The 24615-nt window shown below is 34.7% G+C and carries 23 protein-coding genes, 2 tRNA genes and 2 pseudogenes; 8 read left to right on the top strand and 19 right to left on the bottom strand.

Going from position 1 to position 24615, the window contains the following annotated elements; all coding sequences use genetic code 11:
* Positions 1-11 precede the first annotated feature (11 nt).
* The 7 genes from nuoF to BAR153v2_RS02955 all read right to left on the bottom strand — a co-directional run bounded on the left by nuoF (position 12) and on the right by BAR153v2_RS02955 (position 5393).
* Positions 12-1319, bottom strand: coding sequence for an NADH-quinone oxidoreductase subunit NuoF (gene nuoF, locus BAR153v2_RS02985; RefSeq protein ID WP_078680247.1), 1308 nt, complete (start codon positions 1317-1319; stop codon positions 12-14).
* Between the two features lie 118 nt (positions 1320-1437).
* The gene (nuoE, locus tag BAR153v2_RS02980) at positions 1438-2115 is read right to left on the bottom strand and encodes an NADH-quinone oxidoreductase subunit NuoE (protein WP_078680246.1); all 678 of its coding nucleotides are present in this window, start codon (positions 2113-2115) and stop codon (positions 1438-1440) included.
* Positions 2115-3305 (bottom strand): NADH-quinone oxidoreductase subunit D, encoded by a 1191-nt coding sequence (locus tag BAR153v2_RS02975; protein ID WP_078680245.1) that lies wholly within the window; start codon positions 3303-3305, stop codon positions 2115-2117. The genes nuoE and BAR153v2_RS02975 overlap by 1 nt, the downstream gene beginning before the upstream one ends.
* A 155-nt stretch (positions 3306-3460) precedes the next feature.
* Positions 3461-4069 carry an NADH-quinone oxidoreductase subunit C gene (locus BAR153v2_RS02970; protein WP_078680244.1) on the bottom strand — a complete coding sequence of 203 codons (609 nt, stop codon included), beginning with the start codon at positions 4067-4069 and terminating at the stop codon, positions 3461-3463.
* 13 nt (positions 4070-4082) lie between these two features.
* A complete protein-coding gene (locus tag BAR153v2_RS02965; protein ID WP_078680243.1) occupies positions 4083-4664 on the bottom strand; it encodes an NADH-quinone oxidoreductase subunit B family protein in 582 nt (193 codons plus the stop codon).
* Positions 4655-5020: an NADH-quinone oxidoreductase subunit A gene (locus tag BAR153v2_RS02960; protein ID WP_078680242.1), complete on the bottom strand. Its 366-nt coding sequence runs from the start codon at positions 5018-5020 to the stop codon at positions 4655-4657. The genes BAR153v2_RS02965 and BAR153v2_RS02960 overlap by 10 nt, the downstream gene beginning before the upstream one ends.
* A gap of 296 nt (positions 5021-5316) precedes the next feature.
* Positions 5317-5393, bottom strand: a tRNA-Asp gene (locus tag BAR153v2_RS02955).
* Positions 5394-5608: 215 nt separating this feature from the next.
* Between BAR153v2_RS02955 and BAR153v2_RS02950 the strand changes: the two genes are divergently transcribed.
* Positions 5609-5684 (top strand) — tRNA-Val (locus BAR153v2_RS02950).
* A 336-nt stretch (positions 5685-6020) separates the two neighbouring features.
* Here the strand turns inward: BAR153v2_RS02950 and BAR153v2_RS07675 are convergent.
* Both BAR153v2_RS07675 and BAR153v2_RS02945 read right to left on the bottom strand, forming a co-directional pair.
* Positions 6021-6110: a hypothetical protein gene (locus BAR153v2_RS07675; RefSeq protein WP_371325860.1), complete on the bottom strand. Its 90-nt coding sequence runs from the start codon at positions 6108-6110 to the stop codon at positions 6021-6023.
* Between the two features lie 130 nt (positions 6111-6240).
* Positions 6241-6483, bottom strand: a complete 243-nt coding sequence (locus tag BAR153v2_RS02945) for a hypothetical protein (protein WP_078680241.1) — start codon at positions 6481-6483, stop codon at positions 6241-6243.
* A 248-nt stretch (positions 6484-6731) separates the two neighbouring features.
* On the opposite strand from BAR153v2_RS02945, the pseudogene BAR153v2_RS07525 reads away from it, so the two are divergent.
* Positions 6732-6920, top strand: a pseudogene (locus tag BAR153v2_RS07525) (integrase); the annotation flags it as partial.
* Positions 6921-6968: 48 nt separating this feature from the next.
* Here BAR153v2_RS07525 and BAR153v2_RS02935 read toward each other — a convergent pair.
* The 6 genes and pseudogenes from BAR153v2_RS02935 to BAR153v2_RS02910 all read right to left on the bottom strand — a co-directional run bounded on the left by BAR153v2_RS02935 (position 6969) and on the right by BAR153v2_RS02910 (position 13506).
* Positions 6969-7370: an SUF system Fe-S cluster assembly protein gene (locus BAR153v2_RS02935; RefSeq protein WP_078680239.1), complete on the bottom strand. Its 402-nt coding sequence runs from the start codon at positions 7368-7370 to the stop codon at positions 6969-6971.
* Positions 7363-8607, bottom strand: a complete 1245-nt coding sequence (locus tag BAR153v2_RS02930; RefSeq protein ID WP_078680238.1) for a cysteine desulfurase — start codon at positions 8605-8607, stop codon at positions 7363-7365. Before BAR153v2_RS02930 ends, BAR153v2_RS02935 begins: the two co-directional genes overlap by 8 nt.
* Before the next feature lie 10 nt (positions 8608-8617).
* A complete protein-coding gene (gene sufD / locus BAR153v2_RS02925; RefSeq protein WP_078680237.1) occupies positions 8618-9886 on the bottom strand; it encodes a Fe-S cluster assembly protein SufD in 1269 nt (422 codons plus the stop codon).
* An 11-nt stretch (positions 9887-9897) separates the two neighbouring features.
* Complete coding sequence (sufC, locus tag BAR153v2_RS02920; RefSeq protein WP_078680236.1) at positions 9898-10653, bottom strand: Fe-S cluster assembly ATPase SufC; 756 nt, start codon at positions 10651-10653, stop codon at positions 9898-9900.
* A gap of 39 nt (positions 10654-10692) precedes the next feature.
* Positions 10693-12204, bottom strand: coding sequence for a Fe-S cluster assembly protein SufB (gene sufB / locus BAR153v2_RS02915; RefSeq protein WP_078680235.1), 1512 nt, complete (start codon positions 12202-12204; stop codon positions 10693-10695).
* A 148-nt stretch (positions 12205-12352) separates the two neighbouring features.
* A pseudogene (locus tag BAR153v2_RS02910) lies at positions 12353-13506 on the bottom strand (cysteine desulfurase family protein).
* 168 nt (positions 13507-13674) lie between these two features.
* On the opposite strand from BAR153v2_RS02910, the gene BAR153v2_RS02905 reads away from it, so the two are divergent.
* On the top strand, positions 13675-14361 hold the full coding sequence (locus BAR153v2_RS02905; RefSeq protein ID WP_078680234.1) for an alpha/beta hydrolase: 687 nt from the start codon (positions 13675-13677) through the stop codon (positions 14359-14361).
* Between the two features lie 199 nt (positions 14362-14560).
* Here BAR153v2_RS02905 and BAR153v2_RS02900 read toward each other — a convergent pair whose 3' ends face one another.
* The 3 genes from BAR153v2_RS02900 to BAR153v2_RS02890 form a co-directional block, all read right to left on the bottom strand.
* Positions 14561-15334: an alpha/beta fold hydrolase gene (locus BAR153v2_RS02900; protein WP_078680233.1), complete on the bottom strand. Its 774-nt coding sequence runs from the start codon at positions 15332-15334 to the stop codon at positions 14561-14563.
* Positions 15331-15852, bottom strand: coding sequence for a DUF192 domain-containing protein (locus BAR153v2_RS02895; RefSeq protein ID WP_078680232.1), 522 nt, complete (start codon positions 15850-15852; stop codon positions 15331-15333). The genes BAR153v2_RS02900 and BAR153v2_RS02895 overlap by 4 nt, the downstream gene beginning before the upstream one ends.
* A 94-nt stretch (positions 15853-15946) precedes the next feature.
* Entirely contained in the window at positions 15947-16522 is a 576-nt protein-coding gene (locus tag BAR153v2_RS02890; protein WP_078680231.1) for a cold-shock protein, read from the bottom strand.
* A 326-nt stretch (positions 16523-16848) separates the two neighbouring features.
* Between BAR153v2_RS02890 and BAR153v2_RS02885 the strand changes: the two genes are divergently transcribed.
* The 5 genes from BAR153v2_RS02885 (at position 16849) to BAR153v2_RS02865 (ending at position 21701) form a co-directional block, all read left to right on the top strand.
* The gene (locus tag BAR153v2_RS02885; protein WP_078680230.1) at positions 16849-18018 is read left to right on the top strand and encodes an ABC transporter substrate-binding protein; all 1170 of its coding nucleotides are present in this window, start codon (positions 16849-16851) and stop codon (positions 18016-18018) included.
* A 73-nt stretch (positions 18019-18091) separates the two neighbouring features.
* Entirely contained in the window at positions 18092-19168 is a 1077-nt protein-coding gene (locus BAR153v2_RS02880) for a branched-chain amino acid ABC transporter permease (protein ID WP_078680229.1), read from the top strand.
* Positions 19168-20229, top strand: a complete 1062-nt coding sequence (locus BAR153v2_RS02875; RefSeq protein ID WP_078680228.1) for a branched-chain amino acid ABC transporter permease — start codon at positions 19168-19170, stop codon at positions 20227-20229. Before BAR153v2_RS02880 ends, BAR153v2_RS02875 begins: the two co-directional genes overlap by 1 nt.
* The gene (locus BAR153v2_RS02870) at positions 20222-21004 is read left to right on the top strand and encodes an ABC transporter ATP-binding protein (RefSeq protein WP_078680227.1); all 783 of its coding nucleotides are present in this window, start codon (positions 20222-20224) and stop codon (positions 21002-21004) included. Before BAR153v2_RS02875 ends, BAR153v2_RS02870 begins: the two co-directional genes overlap by 8 nt.
* Entirely contained in the window at positions 20991-21701 is a 711-nt protein-coding gene (locus BAR153v2_RS02865; RefSeq protein WP_078680226.1) for an ABC transporter ATP-binding protein, read from the top strand. Before BAR153v2_RS02870 ends, BAR153v2_RS02865 begins: the two co-directional genes overlap by 14 nt.
* A gap of 1423 nt (positions 21702-23124) precedes the next feature.
* Here the strand turns inward: BAR153v2_RS02865 and gatA are convergent.
* A complete protein-coding gene (gatA, locus tag BAR153v2_RS02860; protein ID WP_078680225.1) occupies positions 23125-24615 on the bottom strand; it encodes an Asp-tRNA(Asn)/Glu-tRNA(Gln) amidotransferase subunit GatA in 1491 nt (496 codons plus the stop codon).

Raw genomic sequence — 24615 nt, 5'->3', positions numbered from 1 at the left:
AACAAAACTCTTTATTTTATTGTTTCCAAAGTAATATTTTTGCTTTGAACTGCACTTCGCGTATAATTATCAATTCTTTGTTCGATCTCTGAACGAAAATTACGAATTAAACCTTGTATAGGCCATGCTGCAGCATCTCCAAGTGCACAAATAGTATGGCCTTCAACCTGTTTAGAAACCTCAAATAGAAGATCAATTTCGCGTTTTTGCGCTCTTCCTTCAACCATACGCCCCAAAAGACGCATCATCCACCCAGTTCCTTCACGACACGGTGTACATTGACCACAGCTTTCATGTTTAAAAAAAGCCGCTATACGCCAAATTGCCTTAATGATATCAGTTGATTTGTCCATGACAATCGCACCACCTGTCCCAAAAGAAGAGCCAACATCCCGCATCCCATCGAAATCCATAATGGCATTTATCATATCTTCTCCACGCACAATCGGACAAGAAGCACCCCCTGGAATAACTGCTAAAAGATTATTCCATCCACCGCGAATACCACCTGTGTGTTTTTCAATCAATTCACGAAAAGAAACACCTAGAGCTTCTTCGAATGTACAAGGCGCATTAACATGTCCAGAAATCATAAACAATTTTGTTCCAACATTGTTTGGTCGACCAATCGATGAAAACCACGAAGCACCTCGACGTAAAATCGTAGGAACAACTGCAATAGATTCCACATTGTTAACAGTTGTTGGACAACCATAAACTCCCATATTTGCAGGGAATGGAGGTTTTAATCGAGGCTGGCCTTTTTTTCCCTCAAGGCTTTCAAGAAGGGCTGTCTCTTCACCGCAAATGTAAGCTCCAGCACCATGATGAACAATAATATCACAAACATGACCATACTTAGTCTTTTTGCCAAGTAATCCCGCTTCATAACACTCATCAATTGCAGCCTGAAGCGCTTCACGTTCACGAATATATTCACCACGGACATAAATAAAAGCAACATTTGCTCCCATTGCAAAAGTAGCAATCACACATCCTTCAATTAAAGTATGGGGATCGTGTCTTAAAATATCACGATCTTTACATGTTCCTGGCTCCGACTCATCTGCATTCACGACCAAATAATGAGGCCGACCATCACTTTGTTTTGGCATAAATGACCACTTCATACCAGTAGGAAAACCAGCACCGCCACGACCACGTAAGCCTGAGGCTTTCATTTCATCAATAATCCAATCACGGCCTTTTTCAATAATCGCTTTGGTACCATCCCAATGTCCACGCAATACCGCAGCTTTCAATGATTTATCTTTCAAACCATAAATATTGGTGAAAATGCGATCCTTATCAGCCAGCATACCCCACCTTTTTTTCTACAACTGAATGCATTTTTAGCATTTTCCTAATTCAATTTTTTAACATTTTTCCAAAAATTTTATTGTATATTTAGATGTTTTATTCAATTCAAAGAAATATTTATCCAACTTCTATGCCTTCATTTCTCTTTTTCTTTGAAGATTTAAATGATTTCATTTTATTTTTATTCCCATCAACTAAAGAAGTTAAACCACTAATAGGTTCTGATGATTTACGATTATTTTGTGGTCCTACAGCTATATTAGAACCTCTACCTGCCTCAAATGCATCGATAATTTCTTCAAGACGCTCAGCTGTAAGATCTTCATAAGTATCTTTGAAAATCATAACCATTGGAGCATTAACACAGGCACCAAGACACTCAACTTCCTCCCATGACAATGTGCCATTTTGATTAGTAACGAAAGGCTTATAATGAATTTTTTTTTGACAAACTTTGATCAATTCTTCAGAACCACGTAGCATACAAGGAGTCGTACCACAAACCTGAATATGCGCCTTTGTTCCAACTGGTTTTAGTTGAAATTGAGTGTAAAAAGTCGCGACCTCTAAAACACGAATATAAGCCATAGAAAGTATTTCAGCAATATGTTCAATTGCAGCACGGGTTACCCAACCTTCCTGTTCTTGAGCACGCATCAATAAGGGGATAACAGCAGATTGTTCACGCCCTACAGGATATTTCTTTATGGTATTTTGCACCCATACTTGATTCTCTTTCGTGAAAGAAAATTTCACTGGCTGATGGATATCATCGGCAAGACGACGTACAGACATTAACGATCAACCTCCCCAAAAACAATATCAATCGAGCCCAAAATAGCTGGTGCATCTGCCAGCATATGGCCTCGAGTCAGAAAATCCATAGCTTGAAGATGAGCGAAACCAGGAGCACGTAATTTAACACGATAAGGTTTGTTTGTTCCATCAGAAACTAGATAAACACCAAACTCACCTTTTGGTGCTTCTACAGCGACATAAACTTCACCAGGAGGAGTATGAAAACCTTCTGTATAAAGCTTAAAATGATGAATAAGCGCTTCCATCGAATTTTTCATCTCACTGCGTTTTGGCGGCACAACCTTATGATCTAAGCTTGATACTGGTCCATTTTTTTCAGAAGAAAGTAAACGATTCACACATTGCCGCATAATTTTTGTTGATTGCCTCATTTCTTCCATACGAATGAGATAACGATCATAACAATCACTATTTTTACCTACAGGAATATCAAATTCCATTTCATCATAACATTCATAAGGTTGGCTTTTACGCAAATCCCATGCTACACCAGCTCCACGAATCATTACCCCAGAAAAACCACGAGCCCAAGCTTCATTAATATTCACCACACCAATATCTACATTCCGCTGTTTAAAAATTCGATTGGGTGTTATAAGGGTATCTAATTTATCAAGAGCAATAAGAAATGGATCAATAAAATTACCAATATCTTCAATTAAATTTTCTGGTAAATCTTGATGCACACCGCCAGGACGAAAATAATTAGCATGAAGACGTGCACCACATGCACGCTCATAAAAAATCATCAATTTTTCACGCTGTTCAAACCCCCAAAGTGGCGGTGTTAAAGCACCAACATCCATTGCTTGTGTCGTTACATTAAGCAAATGATTAAGAATACGTCCAATTTCAGAGAATAGAACGCGAATCAATTGCCCTCGCTTAGGAACCTCAATACCCAATAATTTTTCAATAGCAAGCACAAAAGCATGTTCTTGATTCATAGGAGCAACATAATCTAAACGATCAAGATAAGGTCCTGCCTGAAGGTAAGTTTTTGTTTCCATTAACTTTTCTGTACCGCGGTGCAACAATCCGATATGTGGGTCCACACGCTCAACAACTTCACCATCCAATTCTAAAACCATACGCAAAACACCATGCGCAGCAGGATGCTGTGGACCAAAATTAATATTAAAATTTCGGACATTAACCTCAGGCACTATCAACCCCTTACTTCTCTCAATACATCCTAAAAACTGAATAGCAATAAATATTTGTTATTATAATGCACAACACGAAATAACTATTCACTGTGTATAAATAACTTACATGCAATGATAACTTTCTATACATCACCCCTACTGAAAATGCTCAATTATTTTTCAACACTTTGTTCTTTAACACATGACGAGACATGCTCATTACCTTCCCAAGGTGAAAGAAAGTCAAAATTACGCATTTCTTGTCGCAAAATAATAGGCTCATAAATAACTCGTTTTGTTTCATTATCATAACGACATTCAACAAATCCTGTTACAGGAAAATCTTTGCGCAAAGGATGCCCTTCAAAGCCATAATCTGTTAAAATACGTCTCAAATCCGGATGTCCTGAAAATAAAATACCATACATATCGTAAGCTTCACGCTCATACCATTCTGCTCCAGGATAAATCGAACAAGCAGAAGCAACAGCTACATTCTCATCAGTACGCACTTTAATACGTAAACGTAAATTATATCGTGGAGATAATAACTGATAAGACACATCAAAACGTTTTTCACGAGAAGGATAATCTACACCGCTAATATCGATAATACTAATAAATTGACAACGAGTATCATCGCGAACAAACATTAAAACATCAGTAATTGCATCAAGGCGTGACACAATTGTCAATTCACCAAATTCAAAGATACTTTCCTCTATCTTATCACCCAAATTATCTTTCAAATAGTTAGAAAGCTCAACTAATGTTTTACTCATTATTATAAAGTCCCTATCGCTCTATAGACCCAGTCCGACGGATTTTTTTCTGCAATAATAAGATACCATATAACAGTGCCTCTGCTGTAGGAGGACATCCTGGAATATAAATATCCACAGGGACAATACGATCACATCCGCGCACAACCGAATAAGAATAATGGTAATATCCCCCACCATTCGCACAAGATCCCATAGAAATCACATAACGCGGCTCAGGCATCTGATCGTAAACTTTACGTAAAGCAGGTGCCATTTTATTTGTTAAAGTGCCAGCAACTACCATCACATCTGATTGACGTGGTGAAGCGCGTGGCGCATAACCAAAACGTTCATTATCATAATGAGGCATTGAGCATTGCATCATCTCAACCGCACAACAAGCCAAACCAAAACTCATCCACATCAATGAACCGGTGCGTGCCCAAGTGATTAAAGCATCTGCTGAAGTTACTAAAAAACCCTTGTCTCCTAATTCAGTATTGATATCACTGAAAAACTTATTATTAGAATCTACCAGCTCAGCTGTATTTGGATCAATGATTCCTTTTGATTTTGGAGCAACAAGGATTGAATTATTAAACCTTAATTCCATTCAAGAGCTCCCTTTTTCCATTCATATATAAAACCAATCGTCAAGATAGTTAAGAACACAATCATCGACAAAAAACCAAATATACCTATTGAGGCAAATGAAACAGCCCAAGGAAAAAGAAAAGCAACCTCAAGATCGAAAATAATGAATAAAATTGAAACTAGATAAAATCGAACATCAAATTTCATTCGAGCATCATCAAATGAGTTAAATCCACATTCATAAGCCGATAATTTCTCAGCATCAGGAGCACGATAAGCCACCATATAAGGTATGATTAAAAGAACTCCAGTAATGATTACTGAAATAGCAATGAAAATCAATATCGGTAAATAAGAGCTCAATAAATGAATCATAATTCTTTTCCGCTTTAATGAGGTTTTGAATTAGCCTAATCCTCCAATGTTGTCTAGATAAAAATACAATAATCATCACGCTAATTTCGCTCATACAGCTTAAAGAGCATGCCGCGCAGTATCTAATCTCTTTGTTATAGTTATTGCAAAGAAAAGAAAGACGCAAGTCCTTATTCTGATAAAACTATATGAAAAAAGAAAAAACTAAATATCAGCTAAAAACTCTACAGAATGCGCTGTAATTATTATCATCCACAAAGAGAAAAGCACATGTTAAACAAATCAGGAAATTGAAATGGCGCGAGTGACGGGGCTCGAACCCGCGACCTCCGGCGTGACAGGCCAGCACTCTAACCAACTGAGCTACACCCGCGCACTTCTTTGAACCAATTAATATTGGTATCAACGGTCGTGTAGGACGTTCATTCGTTTCTGTCAAGAAAAATGAAACATTTTTTAAAAAAAATTAAATAAACAATAAAAGCTAACCTAATTCTATAAAAAACATTAATAAATAATATTTTTTATTCTTGCCTTTAATTTTTTTTTTCCTTAATAGGTGTTTATCCAATTGTAAACTATTACATTGGGCGATTAGCTCAGCTGGTAGAGCGCCTCGTTTACACCGAGGATGTCGGGAGTTCGAGTCTCTCATCGCCCACCAGATGCCTTTACTATAAATATAATATACTGATTTCATTGATTCTTTTCAAAGATACAGAATAGTGAAATAAAGGTTAGGGAATTTGAAAATAGGATTTACACTCTCTTTTGTACGCTTTAAAAATCAAAACTTATTTTCAAATAGATTTATAGTGCCTTTATTAAGCAATGTAGAGGGTTGAAAAAGTCGCGTTGTCCTTATAATTATAATGAAGAGTAGCAAACTATTTATCACTTAAGTCTACACAAAGCACTTTCTCTACCACCGCTCGTATTGACGCAAATCGGCTAAAAGCATAATTTGCGCTTTTTTTTGGAATAACCATGCCTTCAACAATCATAGGCTTACCGGCTTTTCTGTATGAGCAGATCCTATGATCCAAACGCCGGAAACATCTTGATAGGCATGAAGCTGTAAACCTGCCACTTCTTTAAATAGTTAAGACAACTTTCAGTGATTTTTCGTGCCATCATTTCATTACATTTTATAGATAAAGCTTGATTAATACGCCACCATCCCTACCCTTTTATTTGATGAATTTTATTTGATGAAGATGTTATATCTTTTCTATGAAAATAATCACCACCATAAACACTATCATTACCTTTAACAGCACAACCACTCCACATGCTAAGGCCACTATTACCGACTTGATTAGCATTTTCTTTATATTATCATCCTTACACACACCTTTTTGATAAGGTTTATTTGAGCCTCCACTCATAATAGATTGAATAACTTTTGTGCTGCTGCCTGTAAGATCACTATGAGTTTTTTGAACTTTTCCAATACTAAGCAAACTCTTTCCAAAAAACTTTTTGCTTTGTTCTTAAGTGTGTATAACTAACAGCAAAACTACTTTTGCCGCCAATGCCATCATAAAGACTATAACTCCCAGTATTGCCATCATCCCAAGCTCATGCCTCAAGCTCTGTCTTATCAGTGACGCCTTCTGCCCAAGGAATATCGGCGTTTCCTGTCATAAAAATTTCAATCGGTTTGCTCTTTCCATTACAATGACAGTTTTTATTGCTATTATTGTTGCTGATATTAAAATCAGCTTATAGTTTAAGAAAATTAGCGACAGCAAGATTTGCAAACTCAGATGCGATAGTAACACAATTTAAAGTAATTTTTAGCTGGACAGATGATACCATGGTAGCTCTTTATACAAAGAATGCTGATCGCAAAAAGTTAGCCATCGAAATGATAAGAAAGCTCAAAAGTGATGTATAGGACGAAAAAATTTAATAAAACATTGATTTTATTATTGTTTTATTTCTTTTAGTACCATCCAACAGCAATCTGTGCTTCTTCTGACATACATTCAGGTGTCCACGGAGGATCAAATGTCATAGTTACTTCAACACTTAAAACGCCTTCAACTGCACTTACAGCATTTTCCACCCAACCTGGCATCTCACCTGCAACAGGACACCCAGGAGCTGTAAGTGTCATTTCAATTTTTACCGAGCGATCATCTTCAATATCAATCCGATAAATCAATCCTAATTCATAAATATCAGCAGGTATTTCTGGATCGTAGACTGTTTTAAGAGCAGCAATAATATCACTCGTCAAACGATTAATTTCAGATTCCGGGATTGCTAATAAACAAGATTCTTCCTTTTCACTCTCTATACCAACAGTCTCAGCCGAATGGCATTTTTTAGTTAATCTAACCATTAAAAAATATCCTTGCTTTTTCTAACGCTTCAACCAATTGATCAATATCTTCGCGATTACTATACATTGCTAATGATGCACGACAGATAGATGTTAAACCAAGATGTTGTAATAAAGGCTGTGCACAATGCGTTCCCGCACGTATAGCAACTCCCTGTCGATCAACAAACATAGCAACATCATGTGCATGAATACCTTCAAGTTCAAAAGATATAATAGTACCTTTGTTAAAGGCGCGTCCATAGATATTTAATGACTGAACTGATGCAAGTCTTTCATGAGCATAATTTAAAAGTGCCATTTCATGCATATAAATTGCATCTCTATCCTTTTCTTGTATATAATCGATAGCTGCTGCTAACCCAATAGCTTCAACTATAGGAGGAGTACCAGCTTCAAAACGGTATGGAGGAACATTATAAGAAACCTTATCAAGTGTCACCTCTTCAATCATTTGTCCTCCCCCCTGAAAAGGACGCATTTCCTCTAGCCGATATTTTTTGCCATAAAGAACACCAATGCCTGTAGGACCATAAATCTTATGACCAGTAAAAACATACCAATCACAATCAAGATCTTGCATATCAATTGTTAAATGTACAGCTCCTTGAGAACCATCAACAAGAACAGGAATAGCATTTTGATGTGCTAATTTAACTATTTCTCTGATAGGAGACACACTCCCCAATATATTTGACATATGTGTAATAGCAACAAGACGAGTTCTATTACTTAAAGCATTTTGAAAATCTTCAATATGTAAAACACCATCCTCATCAACTGGTACAAAAACAAGTTTTACACCTTTTTGTTCACGAATAAAATGCCAAGGAATAATATTTGAATGATGCTCCATAATAGTGAGAATAATTTCATCACCTTCATTTAATTTAAACATTCCCCAACCATAAGCTATAGTGTTAATAGCTTCTGTTGCACTTTTCGTAAAGATAATTTCTTCAACTATTTGAGCGTTTAAAAATGCACGAACTGTTTCACGAGCATCTTCATAAAATTGTGTTGCTGTATTTGACAAATAATGCATTCCTCGATGTACATTAGCATAATGACATCGATAAAAATTATCCATAACATTAAGAACTGATAGTGGCTTTTGAGCAGAAGCTGCACTATCAAGATAAGCTAACCGCTTACCATAAATATTACTCTGAAAAATAGGAAAATCACACCGAATTTCTTCTACATTATAATTCAATGTTTTTATGTTATTTTCCATTTTTTCTACCTTAAACGTTCTTTTCTAACCATTTACTAATGATATTACTCAAAATAGCGTGAATATTATCTTGCTTGATGTCATCAATTAATTCTGAAATAAATCCTTTTACCAAAAGTTCACAGGCAGTTTTAAAAGAGATACCACGCGCCATTAGATAAAAAAGATGATCATGATTAAGTTTAGCAACTGTCGCACCGTGAGCACAAGTAACATTATCAGCAAAAATTTCTAGTTCAGGTTTTATATCAAATTCTGCATCATCAGAAAGAATAAGGCTATTGCAAGCCATACGAGCATCTGTTTCTTGTGCTTTTTGTGCTACGCGTATTACTCCTTGAAAAACACCATGGGCCTTATCTGTAACAACATTACGTACGATTTCTCTCGAAACTGATTTTTCTTCAATATGACGAACAGTCATTGTAAGATCATTATGCGTTTTTCCAGACAATAAATTTATTGCTCGCAATTGAAAATTAGACTTTTTTCCCAACAACTCAATATCAATTTCTTGACGATTAAGTTGGCTACTTATATTAATCACGTAAAGTGTTAACTCAGCATTTTCAGCAAGCACAGCATGAAATTGGCCAAATTGTGTAGTATTGCATCCCCTATCAGAGATAAGAATCCATGTTACATTGCTATTAGCAGCAAGATTTAATGAAAATACTGAACTAACAAAAGTATCTTTATCATTGCCAATTTGACGTTCAATAATGACAGCTTGACTATTTTTTCCAACTTTGATGCTTGAAAAAGTATGTGACTGCCCTCCCATTTGAATATTTTGTAATTCGATTGGTATATCCAATCTAATATTGTCAGCAATCTGGAAAATCCAACCATCGGTAACGAAGGCTGTATTCACTTGCCCAATAAAATTTTCATCAGCAACAGTTAAATTTATTTTAGTGCTATTTTTATCCAACGCCGTTGCAAGATGCTCTACTTCAACACCTGCTATTTTATTTGATGTAAGCGCTTTACCATTTTTAATAGAAAAAACAATATTTTCTGGAAGTAATGTATTAATCTGCTGTTCATCAATAAGTTCTGAAAAATTACTTACAGATTTTAATAAAACGCGTAAATTAGTATAATGCCAATACTCCATTTTGCGTGAAGGAAGACGTGTTTTTTGAAATAGCTCAATAGCTTTCTTACGTACAGCTTGCACTGTTTCATTACCAGGCAAATCATCAATGCGTTGATCAAAATTATTAATAATATCTGCTTCAACTGCTATTAATTCTGATTGTAAGTTTGTTCTCATATTTAATAACCTCAAGCAGTTTTATTTATAATATCAGCATACCCATTTTGTTCCAAATATAGTGCTAAAGATTTATCTCCACTCTTAATAATACGGCCTTTATGAAGAACATGTACCGTGTCAGGAGTAATATAATCAAGTAAACGTTGATAATGAGTAATAACCAAGAATGAACGTTCCTGACTGCGAAGTTTATTAACACCATCTGCAACAATTTTTAATGCATCAATATCTAAGCCAGAATCTGTTTCATCTAAAATGCAAAGCTTAGGTTCAAGTAGAGCCATTTGAAGAATTTCAGCACGCTTTTTTTCCCCACCTGAAAAGCCAACATTCAATGAACGTTTAAGCATAGCCATATCTATTTCAAGTTCAGAAGAAATATCTTTAATACGTTGAATAAACTCAGAAATTTTAAGTTCTTTATCACCTCGAGCTTTGCGTTGAGAATTCATTGCAACTTTTAAAAATTCCATTGTTGCAACACCAGGTATTTCCATTGGATATTGAAATGCTAAAAAAATACCACGTACTGCACGCTCTGTTGGACTCATTTTTAAAATGGATTGCCCATTATAAAGAATATCGCCTTCTGTTACTTCATAATCATCGCGCCCAGAAAGTAAGTAAGACAAAGTAGATTTTCCTGCTCCATTTTGCCCCATAATAGCAGCTACTTCACCATCTCGAATGGTTAAATTTAAACCACAAATGATTTCAGTATTAGTTTCAGAAATACGGGCGTGCAAATTTTTGATTTCTAACATAATTTAATCCTGTTATTGCTGTATTTGCTTAAATAGCAATTAGCCTACACTACCTTCAAGGCTAATACCGATCAGTTTCTGAGCTTCAACAGCAAATTCCATTGGTAATTTTTGAATAACTTCTTTTACAAATCCATTAATGATTAATGCAATTGCCTCTTCTTCAGAAATCCCTCGTTGCATAACATAAAAAAGTTGATCATCAGAAATCTTTGACGTTGTTGCCTCATGCTCAAACTGAGCTGTCGCATTTTTTGTCTCAATATAGGGTACTGTGTGAGCACTGCAATCATTGCCAATCAGCAAGCTATCACATTGAGTAAAATTACGTGCATTCTTGGCTTTTCTGTGTGCAGTCACTTGTCCACGATAAGTATTACTTGAAAAACCAGCAGAAATTCCCTTGGAAATAATACGACTTGATGTATTTTCTCCTAAATGGATCATTTTTGTACCGGAATCAATTTGTTGATAACCATTTGCAACAGCAATAGAATAAAATTCCCCACGTGAATTATTACCTCGTAATAAACAAGATGGATATTTCCAAGTAATTGCAGAACCAGCTTCAATTTGAGTCCATGAAATTTTAGAATTATCTCCTCTACAATCCCCACGTTTAGTTACAAAATTATAAATTCCTCCCTTTCCCTCTTTATCACCAGGATACCAATTTTGTACCGTCGAATATTTAATTTCTGCATTTTTTAGAGAAATAAGCTCGACAACCGCAGCATGTAATTGATTTTCATCACGCTGAGGCGCAGTACACCCCTCCAAATAAGAAACATACGAATCTTCATCTGCAATAATTAGTGTGCGCTCAAATTGTCCTGTATTGCGTTCGTTAATCCTGAAATAGGTTGAAAGTTCCATAGGACAACGCACTCCTTTAGGAATATAAACAAATGAACCATCTGTAAAAACAGCTGCATTTAAGGCCGCATAATAATTATCACCAGCTGGCACAACTGCCCCTAAATATTCCCGAATAAAAGCAGGATGCTCGATAATAGCTTCTGAAATAGAACAGAAAATGATACCAGCACGTGCTAATTCTTCTTTAAATGTTGTCACAACTGAAACAGAATCGAAAACAGCATCAACAGCCACTTTTCCTGCTGCATACATATTATCATCGCGTGTAGAAAGATCCTCCTGTTTTGTTACTCCTGCCAAAATTTCTTGCTCTTTTAAGGGAATACCAAGCTTTTCATAAGTTGCTAATAATTCAGGATCAACCTCATTTAAAGATTTTGGCCCTGTATGATTTTTAGGAGCAGCATAATAATAAAGTTCTTGAAAATTGATTTTTGGATATTCAATTCGTGCCCAACGTGGTTCTTTCATTTTAGACCACCGGCGAAAAGCTTGTAAGCGCCATGTCAACATCCACTCAGGCTCACATTTTTTAGCGGAAATGAATCGAATAATATCTTCATTTAAGCCTTTTGGAGCCTTATCCGTTTCAATTTTTGTTTCAAAACCATATTTATATTGATCAACGTCTATTTCACGTACTTGGCGTATTGTTTCTTGCACTGCCGACATTGACTTTCTCCATTTTTGCCGGCGTCAAGAACCGGTAATCAAAGATAAATACTTATTTCTTCACAAAATTAAAACATGCAGTTTTATATGGCAAAATGGGAGAACTCTATCAAGCTTAATCTTAATTTTTAAGAATAGTGCTCAATTTTTAAATGACTAATTTTATTTTGTTATCTATAATTTGAGAGAAAATCAATAAAAAATCATCAATATCTTTAGAAGTCGTATAACGTCCTGTCGAAACACGGATTGCACCATTCAATATATGATATCCCATTGCTTTCAAAACTCTGCTTTGTTTCACTTTTCCTGAAGAGCAAGCAGAACCCGCTGATACAGAAAATCCCGCTAAATCAAAGCTAATTTGCATCGTTTCAGCTTTTATACCTTGCACAGTAAAATAAGTAGTATTTGGCAAACGTTGAACACCTTTGCCAAAAATTGTAACATCATGACTAATTTTTTGTAAACCATCTTCTAATTTATTACGTAAATAAATTAATTGTTTTATTTCTTCTTCAGTAAAACAATCAGCCATTGCAGCTCCAAAAGAAGCAATAAGTGGTAAAGCTTCTGTTCCTCCACGTAGTCCTTTTTCTTGTCCACCAGCAATAATAAGAGGATGAGGAGTAAGAAGATTGCTACATGAAACAAATGCACCAACTCCTTTAGGCCCTCCAATTTTATGGGCCGATAATATAAAGAAATCACCCCGAAATGATTAATATCAATGAGATGTTTATCTACATACTGGACTAAATCAACAATGAGAGTACCTCTAGCTTCCCGAACAATAGTAGCTATTTCTTGAATATTTTGAATAACACCAGTTTCACCATTTGCAGCTTGAATAGCGATAAGGGGTAAACCCTTTGCATTATCATGCGCCATTAATAAAGATTTTAACTTATCCTGCTGGATCAAACCATGCTGATTAACATCAATTATACTAATCAATTCTTTAGAAAAACGCCCCCCTTCTGCAATAGACGGATGCTCACTCGCACCAATATAAAGGTGAGAAAATTGCACTTCAGAACGTCCCATATGATAAAAAGGTGTTAATAGAGTCATTGCTGCTTCACTGGCACCAGATGTAAATACAACATTATCCGGATTTGCCTTAAGTCTATCAGCAATTTGTCTACGGGATTTCTCTAAAAGCGCTTTAGCAGCACGCCCTTCTGTATGAACAGATGATGGATTCCCGAATATCTCTAAGGCTTCTAATAATGCCGTTCGCGCCATTTTTGTGAGTGGTGCCGTTGCATTATGATCAAGATATCGGCGTTTTACAGCCATTTTAAATCCTAATTATCTATCCTACAAATTGATTAAAAAATAATGCAATTTTCTTGAAAAACGCCTTCAAAAAAGGATATCTAATGATTAATTAAAGAAGATAATGGATTCTATTGTAAAATTTGACCAAGGTCAATGAAAACATTCACAGCTTTAAAGGAGCATTTAATGCCAGAAATCATTTTTAATGGTCCCGCAGGCCGTCTTGAAGGACGTTATCAACCTTCTCAACAAAAAAATGCGCCAATTGCGATTGTTCTGCATCCTCACCCTCAATTTGGTGGAACAATGAACAATAAAATTGTTTATGATTTATTTTATATGTTTCAACAACGTGGTTTTACTACACTGCGTTTCAATTTTCGTGGTATTGGTCGAAGTCAAGGGGAATTTGATTATGGTATAGGAGAACTTTCAGATACTGCCGCTGCTCTTGATTGGATGCAAACACAGCATCCTAATTCTAAAAATTGTTGGGTAGCTGGTTATTCATTTGGTGCCTGGATTGGAATGCAACTTCTCATGCGTAGACCTGAAATTGAAAGCTTCATATCTGTTGCTCCACAACCGAATATTTACGATTTCTCATTTCTTGCTCCTTGTCCTTCATCTGGCTTAATAATTCATGGTGATATCGACAAAGTTGCACCTTCGAAAGATGTTCAAAATCTTGTCGATAAACTAAAAATGCAAAAAGGTATTACTATTACACAAGAAATACTAAAAGGAGCTAACCACTTTTTCAGCGGATATAATGAAGAGCTTATTGAGCGATGTGCACAATATCTAGATAGACATATTGCAAACGACTTATCAACTCCTCCTTCACATAAAAAACCTGCACTTTTAAAATAATAAAATAAAGCTGCTTCAATTTTTAAACATTAATAAATAGAAAGAGCACTTATTGTCTAAATAATTTAAAAGCGGAATTCTTAAAAGAAATAATAAATTTGGGCATTAGAGTTATCCTATCTTTGATAGTTTTAATATGTTGAAGGTATCATAACAAATAGATTATTTTCTAATATATCGAATGCCTTTTAAACAATAGTTAAGTAATAGGATGACGAGCAAGAAAATCGATAACACCTTTTTTATAAACTTTATCTCCAACAGCAAGCATATGATCACGACCAGGAATTTGTAATGCCTCTCCGTGTGGCAACAAAGCTGCTAATGGTTCAGCTTCACCACTAATTTCATCCAATGAACCAACTGCAACAAGCGCAGGCTGCTTGATTTTACAAACTTCATCCTCTGTCAATTCCTGTTTCGACGTCATGATACAAGCAGCAAGAGCACGTCTATCGCTCTTAGTTTGTTCTGCAAATTTACGGAACATTAAACCACGCTGATTGGTAATTGCTGAAATATCTTTTTCTAAAAGAGCCTGAGCAACAGGCTCCCAATCACCTGACCCCGTTACCATACCAATTCCTAAACCACCAAAAATAACACTATGTACATATGTTGGATATAAAAGAGCCATAAATGCGCTAATTCGAGCTCCCATAGAATATCCCATAACATGTGTCTTGGATAACCCTAAATGTTGAAGCAATTTAACCGCATCACCCGCCATAGCTTGAAGCGTATAAAATAAAGGATCATAAATCTTATCCGAATCACCATGACCACGATTATCAAAAGCAATAACACGATAGCCTGCCTCAATAAGGATACGAAACCAACCTGTTACATACCAATTCATATGCGCAGAAGATCCAAAACCATGAATCAATAAAATAGGAGTACCCCGTCCTTCTTCACGGTAAGCAAAACGCAAACCATCGTGTTCAAAAAAACGAATTTCTTCTGCTGTCATGTTTCGCTCCTTTCACATTTCTCATAAATAATAGGATGCATCACACATTGTCCTTGCTTTATCTTTTTATCAATAACCTCACCAGCATTAAGCTCAATAGCAAAAGCTGCAGGTACTTTTGAGGAAATTATATTTTTTGAAAATGGAAGATTATTTTCAATAATTGAAACAATAACTCCCTTAGAATTTAAAAAAAGTATATCTAATGGTAAAGGTGTATGAGCCATCCACATAAACATTTTTTGTTTATCTTCTGCTATACTACCAAGAAAATTCTTGAATAACATAGCACGATTACGAGGAAAATGAGTACGATACATCAAACCAGCACTTGCTTGAGTTTCCGAAAATGCAATCTCTACTTCATAGAAAATTGTATTCTGTTTTGTATTAATTCTTAAAAAAGCCGGATCAACAGGAATCTCTATAGGCTTTCCTGCTGTAACCGTACTCGAAACATTGGCTCCCAAAAACAGAATAAACTGAATAATTTGTTTTCTCTTTAAAAATTTCAAAATTCTTATCCTGCACTATTATTATTTTTTTAAAGATAAATCACGCAGCTTAAAAAAAAACAGAGACGACACTTTTTGCCTTAGTAATATTAGAAATTTAATTTGTAATAAATGGCAGTGCTATATCAGGATAAATCTCTGCTGTCATCAAACCTTTTTTTCCCTTGCCAAAACGCACAAGGACAACCTGACCAGAACGAAGTTCTGCTAAACCAAAACGACGCAATATCTCCATATGAATGAAAATATCTTCTGTTCCCTGCCCCCGGCTAAGGAAACCAAATCCTTTTTCGCGATTGAACCACTTAACAATTGCACGTTCTAAACCACTTTCAGGAGTTACTACAACATGTGTACGTGCCGGAATTTCTGAGGGATGAGTAGCTGATGAGCAATCAATAGACTTAACTTGGATACATTTTAGTCCTCTCTCCGTTTGTTTTACAACACAAATAACTTTAGCTCCTTCTAAAGCTGTCTGAAAACCATCTCGCCGCATCACTGTCACATGCAATAATATATCAGGAAGACCTGGGAAATCAGGAATAATAAACCCATAACCCTTGCTGCCATCAAACCATTTAATGACACCACTAATTTCGATAATTTCACCACAAATACCCAGGTCATCTTCAGATGAAGAATAATCTTTTAATGTATCCTTACTTGTCATAACCAAACGCGATCCTGTAGGTTTGAATTCTACAAATTGATTCTTCTGCGTAAGTAGACATCGTAGTTACACCAACAAGCAAGACCTAAGATAAGATTTCCCCATGTTGTCGTATCTACACCTCGTAATGCCAGCTCATAAATCATAAATTTCGTCCAAGAAAGTCTATACACATCATGCATATAATATTTTAAAGACTTTCTGTATACACTCCACACACACTGATCAACTTTATTAAGACGTATAACTTGCATGATAATAAAGTTCAAGATAATGTGCGGAGTTTATAATAAAAAATTATAAATGAAAATAAGGAAAAGTGTTCAATGCAATTGAGAAAAATCCTTACAATAGCTTTTATAATAAGCGCATTTCTAACAAGCGCCTCTGCAGAAGATCCTATTAAGATTGGTGTTTATCTTCCATTAACTGGACAAAATGCGTTTGGAGGAAAACTCGAACTTGAGGGTATACAATTAGCGCATAAAAAAACTCCAGAAATACTAGGACGCAAAGTTGAACTGATTGTTGTTGATAATAAATCTGATAAAGTAGAAGCAGTCAATGCTGTAGCACGTTTAACCGCTAATGAGAAAGTTAATGGAATCATAGGAACCTATGGTTCTTCTCTATCATTAGCGGGTGGAGAAGTATCTGAAAAAGCAAAAACACCTACTATCGCAACCTCATCAACAAATCCATTGGTTACACAAGGAAAAAAGTATTATTTTCGTGCGTGTTTCACTGACAGCTATCAAGGTATAGGTGCTGCAACTTATGCAATCAAAACTTTACATGCCAAAAAGGCAGCTATCTTAAAAGATATATCTAATGACTATGCAATTGGTCTTGCACGTTATTTTATCAGTTCATTCAAAAAGTTAGGTGGTGAAGTTATTGCAAATTTAAATTATAATTCTGGAGACCAAGATTTCTCAGCTACTCTTATACAAATCATAGCACAAAAACCTGATATCTTATTCATCCCATCTTATTTTTCTGAAGGCGCCATAATTATAAAGCAAGCACGTGAATTAGGAGCAAAATTCCGCATCATGGGTGGGGATGCTATGGACAATCCAGAAACTATTGCAATTGCAGGACGAGCTGCAGAAGGATTTTTGCATACAACACTTCCTTACAATAATGCTATGCCAAACATATCAAAAGCTGCACAAGAATTTACAAATAAATGGAAAACCGTTTATCCCAATAAACAACCAAATATCAATTCAGTTTTGGGCTACACCGCATATATGATGTTTATGCAAGCTATTGAAAATGCTGGTAGTGTTGATCGTGATCAAATTACAACTGAACTGAGCAAATTAAAAGATTTTCAAACTCCTTTTGGAGCTATATCCATAGATGAAAATCATAACCCTCAAGTTTCTATTGGTGTAATTGAAATAAAAAATGGAAAACGTATTTATTTACATGAAATACAGTCTAGTGACTTAAAAAAAACAATTCAAAACAATAAGTTGCTCAATTAAAAGTACAAAATTGGTTAATGTATTTCGAGACTAGACCATTTAGAACAATCATATTTCATAAAAGGAACAAGAGATGAGCACTGAAATGTTGTTTCAATATTTCTTTAATGCGCTAGCATTAGGATCACTTTATGGCCTCATTGCAATTGGTTATACCATGGTTTATGGTGTTTTAAGATTAATTAATTTTGCTCATGGTGATCTCTTGATGTTGGGAGCATATTTTTTTTCCTTTTCCACAATTAGCTTTATGCCTACATGGATTGCTATTTTACTTATATTGTTCGCAGTCTTCATTTATTATTCGATCTTTATTGGATTTCAAAAAAAACAAAAAATTTATTGGATTTCTGTCTTTTTTATTCTTGTTTTAGAGCTTATTTATTACTCACAAATTTCTCCACAAGATTTTAAACCCATCTGGATTCTAGCTATTTTTTTTTCCATTTTTATTACGGGCGCAGTGGGAATTTTTGTAGACCAGTTAGCCTATAAGCCTTTGCGGAATGCTCCGCGTATTTCGGTTCTTATCAGTGCAATTGGCATTTCTTTTCTTATTGAGAGCCTTGCAATCATGTTTTTTAGCAGCATTCCAAAAGCTGTAAAACAACCAGATTTTCTTGTAACACCAATCTTATGGTCTTTCGGACAAGATGCCAAGAGTATCATCCGAATTGCTCCCATGTTTCTCATCGTTCCTATTATTTCATTTATTCTTGTTATTATTTTATTATGTATCATCAATAAGACAAAGCCTGGTCTTGCTATGCGTGCAATATCATATGATATTGAAACAACTCGTTTAATGGGTGTTTCCGTTAATAAGGTTATTGCATTTACATTTTGTATAGGTTCTGCATTAGCTGCCATAGCAGGCATTATGTGGTCTTTACGTTATCCTCAAATTCATCCTTATATGGGTTTGCTTCCTGGATTAAAAGCTTTCATCGCAGCCGTTATTGGAGGTATAGGTTCAATTCCAGGAGCAATGCTTGGAGGCTTACTATTAGGATTTATTGAAATTATGGTCGTTGCCTTCTCCCCGACTTTATCTGGATATAGAGATGCTTTTGCTTTTATCCTATTGATTCTTATCTTATTAATAATGCCAACTGGTTTAATGGGTAAGAAAAATCAGGAGAAAATTTAATGGCAAAATCATTAAACATTTTTCTATCACTTGTTAGCATTATAATTTTTATTAGTTTTTTATTTTATGCTGATAACCATTTTAATGACTACACATTACGCATTATTAATCTTATCGCCATCAATGCAATATTAGCAATTTCACTCAATTTGATTTATGGGTTTACGGGCATGTTTTCTTTGGGACATGCTGGTTTTATGGCTATTGGTGCTTATGTATGCGCAATTTTTCTTCTCTCTCCTGAACAAAAAGAAATGATGTGGATTTTAGAACCAATAGCTGAACCCTTAAAAAATTTGCAATTATCGTTTTTCGTTGCCGTTAATATAAGTGGTTTATCTGCTGCAATTATAGGTTTGCTAATTGCTTTCCCTGTTTTACGTCTTGGTGGTGATTATCTTGGAATCGCAACATTGGGCTTTGCAGAAATTATTCGTGTTCTCATTATTAATGCTATACCTTTAACGAATGGTTCATTAGGAATCAAAGGAATACCTCAATATGCTACATTATGGTGGAATTTTGGTTGGTTAGCATTTACAATAATTTTTATTAGTCTTTTATTACAAAGTAATACAGGTAATGTATTACGTGCTATTCGTGATGATGAAATCGCTGCGAAAATGATGGGAGTAAATACTTTTTTCTATCGCTGTTTTTCCTTTACGGTTGGTGCATTTTTTGCAGGCATTGGTGGTGCATTAACCGCTGCTCTTATTTCAACTATCGACCCCAAAATGTTCAATTTTATCTTAACTTTTAATATTTTAATGATTGTTGTGGCTGGTGGTCTTGGTTCTATTACAGGCAGCGTTATAAGCAGCATTATTATTACCATAGTGCTTGAATGGCTTCGCATTGTTGAAAATCCATTAAACCTAGGCTTTATATATATTCCGGGAGTACCAGGTCTACGAATGGTTATTTTTTCACTTATGTTGCTAGCAATTATCTTATACTGGCAAAAAGGATTATTAGGCCAACGTGAATTTTCATGGAATTGGATTTATAATCTTTTAATGAGAAGAAATCTCTTCAAAAACGAAAAAAATCATGAATGATACGATCCTTTCGCTCAATAATCTTACAATGCATTTCGGTGGATTAATTGCTGTAAACAATGTTAATATGGCTATTAAACGAGGAACAATTACTGGACTAATTGGTCCAAATGGTGCTGGAAAAACAACTATTTTTAATATGATTTCTGGTTTTTACGCACCAACAAATGGAACAATTCTTTTAGATAATAAAAAAATTTGTGGCCTTCCACCTTATACTATCTGCAAACTTCATATTGCACGAACATTTCAGAACATTCGTCTTTTTTCAGGATTAACAGTCTTACAAAACATCATGGTAGGCGCTCATATTCGACAAAAACAACCATGGTTTACTGCAGCGTTATTATTACCAAGCGCACTTAAAGAGCAAAGACAAATTCATAAAAATGCAATGGAACTTCTTAAGAGACTTCAGCTTGATCATCTCGCTAATCAAAAGGCAACCACCCTACCTTACGGAGCACAACGACGTTTAGAAATTGCTCGAGCTTTAGCAACAAAACCAAAACTGCTTCTTCTTGACGAACCTGCAGCAGGTATGAATCCACAAGAAAGTGACGAATTAAGACAATTTATAGAAAAAATCAAAAAAGAATTTGATCTTACAATCCTTCTGATTGAACATGACATGAAAGTTGTTATGAAACTTTGTCAATATATTTGTGTATTAGAATATGGCTGTTGTATCGCTAATGGCACACCTAATGAAGTGCGTAATAATCCTAGAGTTATTAAAGCTTATCTCGGTGGAGATATATATGAATATTCTTGAAATAAAAAATCTTCATGTGCATTATGGTGCGATTAAAGCTGTTCAAGGCCTTTCTATGTCTATAAAAGAAGGAAGCATAGTTACTTTAATTGGAGCAAATGGGGCAGGAAAAAGTAGCACTATAAACTCTATTGTAGGTCTCAATCGATCAACTCATGGAGAAATTATATATAAAGGTAAATCCATCATTGAAAAACAGCCGGAAGAAATTTTGCGATTAGGTATTGCATTAACTCCTGAAGGAAGACGTATTATACCTCATTTTACTGTTTTAGAGAATCTTCAACTAGGAGCTTATATCTGTAATGATAAAACTGTTATTGCTCGCAATATCGAATGGATATTTGATTTATTTCCACGATTGCGTGAAAGATCTCAGCAGTTGAGCGGTACAATGTCAGGTGGTGAGCAGCAAATGTTAGCTGTAGGTCGCACCCTTATGAGTAATCCTGATATAGTTATATTAGATGAGCCATCTCTCGGTTTAGCACCTCTTCTTGTACGTGAAATCTTTTCGATTATTAAAAAAATTAATAATATGGGAAAAACTGTTCTTCTTATTGAACAAAATGCATCTGCAGCACTTTCCATTGCTAATTATGCTTATATTTTAGAAGTAGGAAAAATATTATTTCACGATGAAGGCAAAGCTTTACTTTCCGATCCACGTGTTAAAGATGCATATCTTGGAAATTAAAAAAATTATATTACTTATATCCCTATTATTTAACTTTAATGATTATGCAATTAATTAAAAGCTTCTTCTTGTCGATAAATCATTAGAAATATGTTTTCAAAATGAATAAGTTTTATATATTTAATTAGCTTTCTATTTATTTTTTACATTACCTAAACCAATGTAATTTAATTACTATTATTAAGACATGATAATTATATTGATGAGATGTATTAATATAGATAAAAAACTAGAACTAAATAATATAAATACTCTATATTTTGAATATCATAGCTAATTTATCAGAAATTTTTGCTGTTGAATATACATTCTGAACTGCAAAAAAAATATAATACATTATACAATAAGATAATACTTACCTATCTTGTAATATAATAAAAACATAGCTTTTATGGAATGAGTGCATTTTTGTAAAGATATTTTTAGAGCTCAGAAACTTTTCACAAGCAAGACTTTTTTATCACTATGAAAGCATAACACCTAAGCATAAATCGTATCTGGCGAGCTTTCTGTACATAAGTAATGATAATCTCTTATCATAGTTTTCTTGCATCGTAATACTGATTTTGTATAAATTTTTCTTTGCAAAGATAATCAAAAAAATTAGTGTAATCAGTATTTTTATATACTCCATTCATAATGCTTAGCGTATATTTCAAGATCCATAAGTTTTTTCCTGCTCTTGCAAAAGCCCATTGCATTCTCTAATTCTTTCTTTAACTTCAAGCATTATTTTTATACCATTGTATTTTTTGTTTTGCTGTTTCTATCAAAGCAATCCTGCATGAAAAAAAATAAAACAGTGTCATCCCTATGCTATAATATGATATCCTAACAGCGTATGATAAACCCTGATCGTTTCTCATATATATTTTAGTAAGCTCTTACTCCCATTGAGCGCATCATCTTCATTTACAATGCGGCTTTAATCGTAATCTTTTTTGTTAGATATTAAAAATCTCTACGATTAATGATTTTTTGCATTGTTATCTTAGTATACAAATTAAATTGGCCTATAATACAAAATATTGCTCTTTTAAGCTATTTCACAAAAACTGTTATTCTACTTTTCAATTTTGTACTTAAATATTCAAAGATGAATTTAATTATTACTTTTCATGTTTTATCTTAATTATTTAAATCAAAAACATACATTTAGTTGTTATTCATAACCAAATATCTAAGAGATTTTTAAAGTCTGTACTTTTTACGGTGCACAATTGTTTTTTTGTTAGGTTTTCAAATGTAATAGATTATTTAATTAAAAAAGGGAATGTTTTTACTTTAATTATTTTATTTACTTTTCTAACATAGTTAAAAAATCATAATACACTCATAATGTATCTTTGCTTTAGTTGTGAATTAAAATTACATATTTGATTGTGATTTATAATTATTTTTTAACCGCCATTAAAATTATAAACTATATTTTATGCCACCATTTTTCAGCATTTAGTTTTCCTGCTGCTTGTTCTATAATATATGCTATTTGAAAAATTACTTCCTCAGAAAAAGATCTACCTATCAATTGTAATCCCAGAGGCAAACCATCTAATGATAAACCTGCAGGAACAGAAATTCCTGGCAAGCCAGCCATATTAACTGGCACAGTAAAAATATCATTGAGATACATGGCTATTGTATCATTTTTTATTTTTTCATCTGTAATACTAAAAGCGGATGTCGGTGTTGTAGGCGTTAGAATAGCGTCAATACCAAGTTCAAAACAATGATCAAAATCACGCTTAATTAAAGTTCGTACTTTCTGAGCTTTAAGATAATAAGCATTATAGTAACCCGCTGAAAGAACATAAGTTCCAATCAAAATACGTCGCTTAACTTCATCGCCAAAACCAGATGAACGGGTATTCTCATACATTTCAATAACGTCTTTTCCTGGTATACGAAGTCCAAAACGAACACCATCATAGCGTGCCAAATTAGAGGATGCTTCTGCAGGAGCTACAATATAGTAAGCAGGCAAAGCATACTTTGTATGAGGTAATGAAATATCAATAATCTCTGCTCCTGCATCTTTTAGCCAATTAATTCCTTTTTGCCAAAGATCAAAAATTTCATCAGACATCCCTTCAATATAATATTCTTTTGGGATACCAATTTTCATCCCTTTGATCGATTGACCAAGATAGCTTTCATAATCAGGTACTGGTAAATCAACTGAAGTTGAATCTTTATCATCGAAGGAAGCCATTGATTTTAACATAATTGCACAATCACGCACATCTCGTCCAATAGGCCCTGCCTGATCAAGCGATGAGGCATAAGCTATCATTCCCCAACGCGAACACCGTCCATAAGTTGGCTTTATACCTACAGTCCCAGTAAAAGCTGCTGGCTGACGTATTGATCCACCAGTATCAGTTGCTGTTGCTCCCGCACAAAGACGAGCTGCAACAGCAGCAGCAGAGCCTCCTGAAGAACCACCAGGAACAAGCTTTTCATCTGATTCTTTTTTTCGCCATGGATTAATAGTTGGACCATAGCATGATGTTTTATTGGATGATCCCATAGCAAACTCATCCATATTCAGCTTACCTAACATAACTGCTCCATCTTTCCATAAATTAGCAGTTACAGTTGATTCATATTTCGGTTTAAAACCATCAAGAATATATGAACAAGCCTGAGTGTGTACATCTTGTGTTGCAAAGAGATCCTTAATGCCCAATGGAATACCTTCTAAAATACCAGCTTTTCCTTTCGCCAAACGGATATCAGATTCAGCTGCCATTTTTATTGCTTGTTCTGCAGTTACTGCTACATAAGCATTCAAAATTGGATTAGCCAATTCAATTGCTTTCAAATAAGCTTCTGTTAATTCAGTTGCTTTCAGGTCTCCCTTTTTTAAAACATCACGAGCTTGTGCAATTGTTAAGGTTATTAAATCGGTCAT

Source organism: Bartonella sp. AR 15-3, assembly GCF_002022445.1.
Classification (GTDB): Bacteria; Pseudomonadota; Alphaproteobacteria; order Rhizobiales; family Rhizobiaceae; genus Bartonella.
The sequence above is the reverse complement of the archived record's forward strand: the minus strand, read 5'-3'. Positions and strand labels throughout refer to the sequence as shown.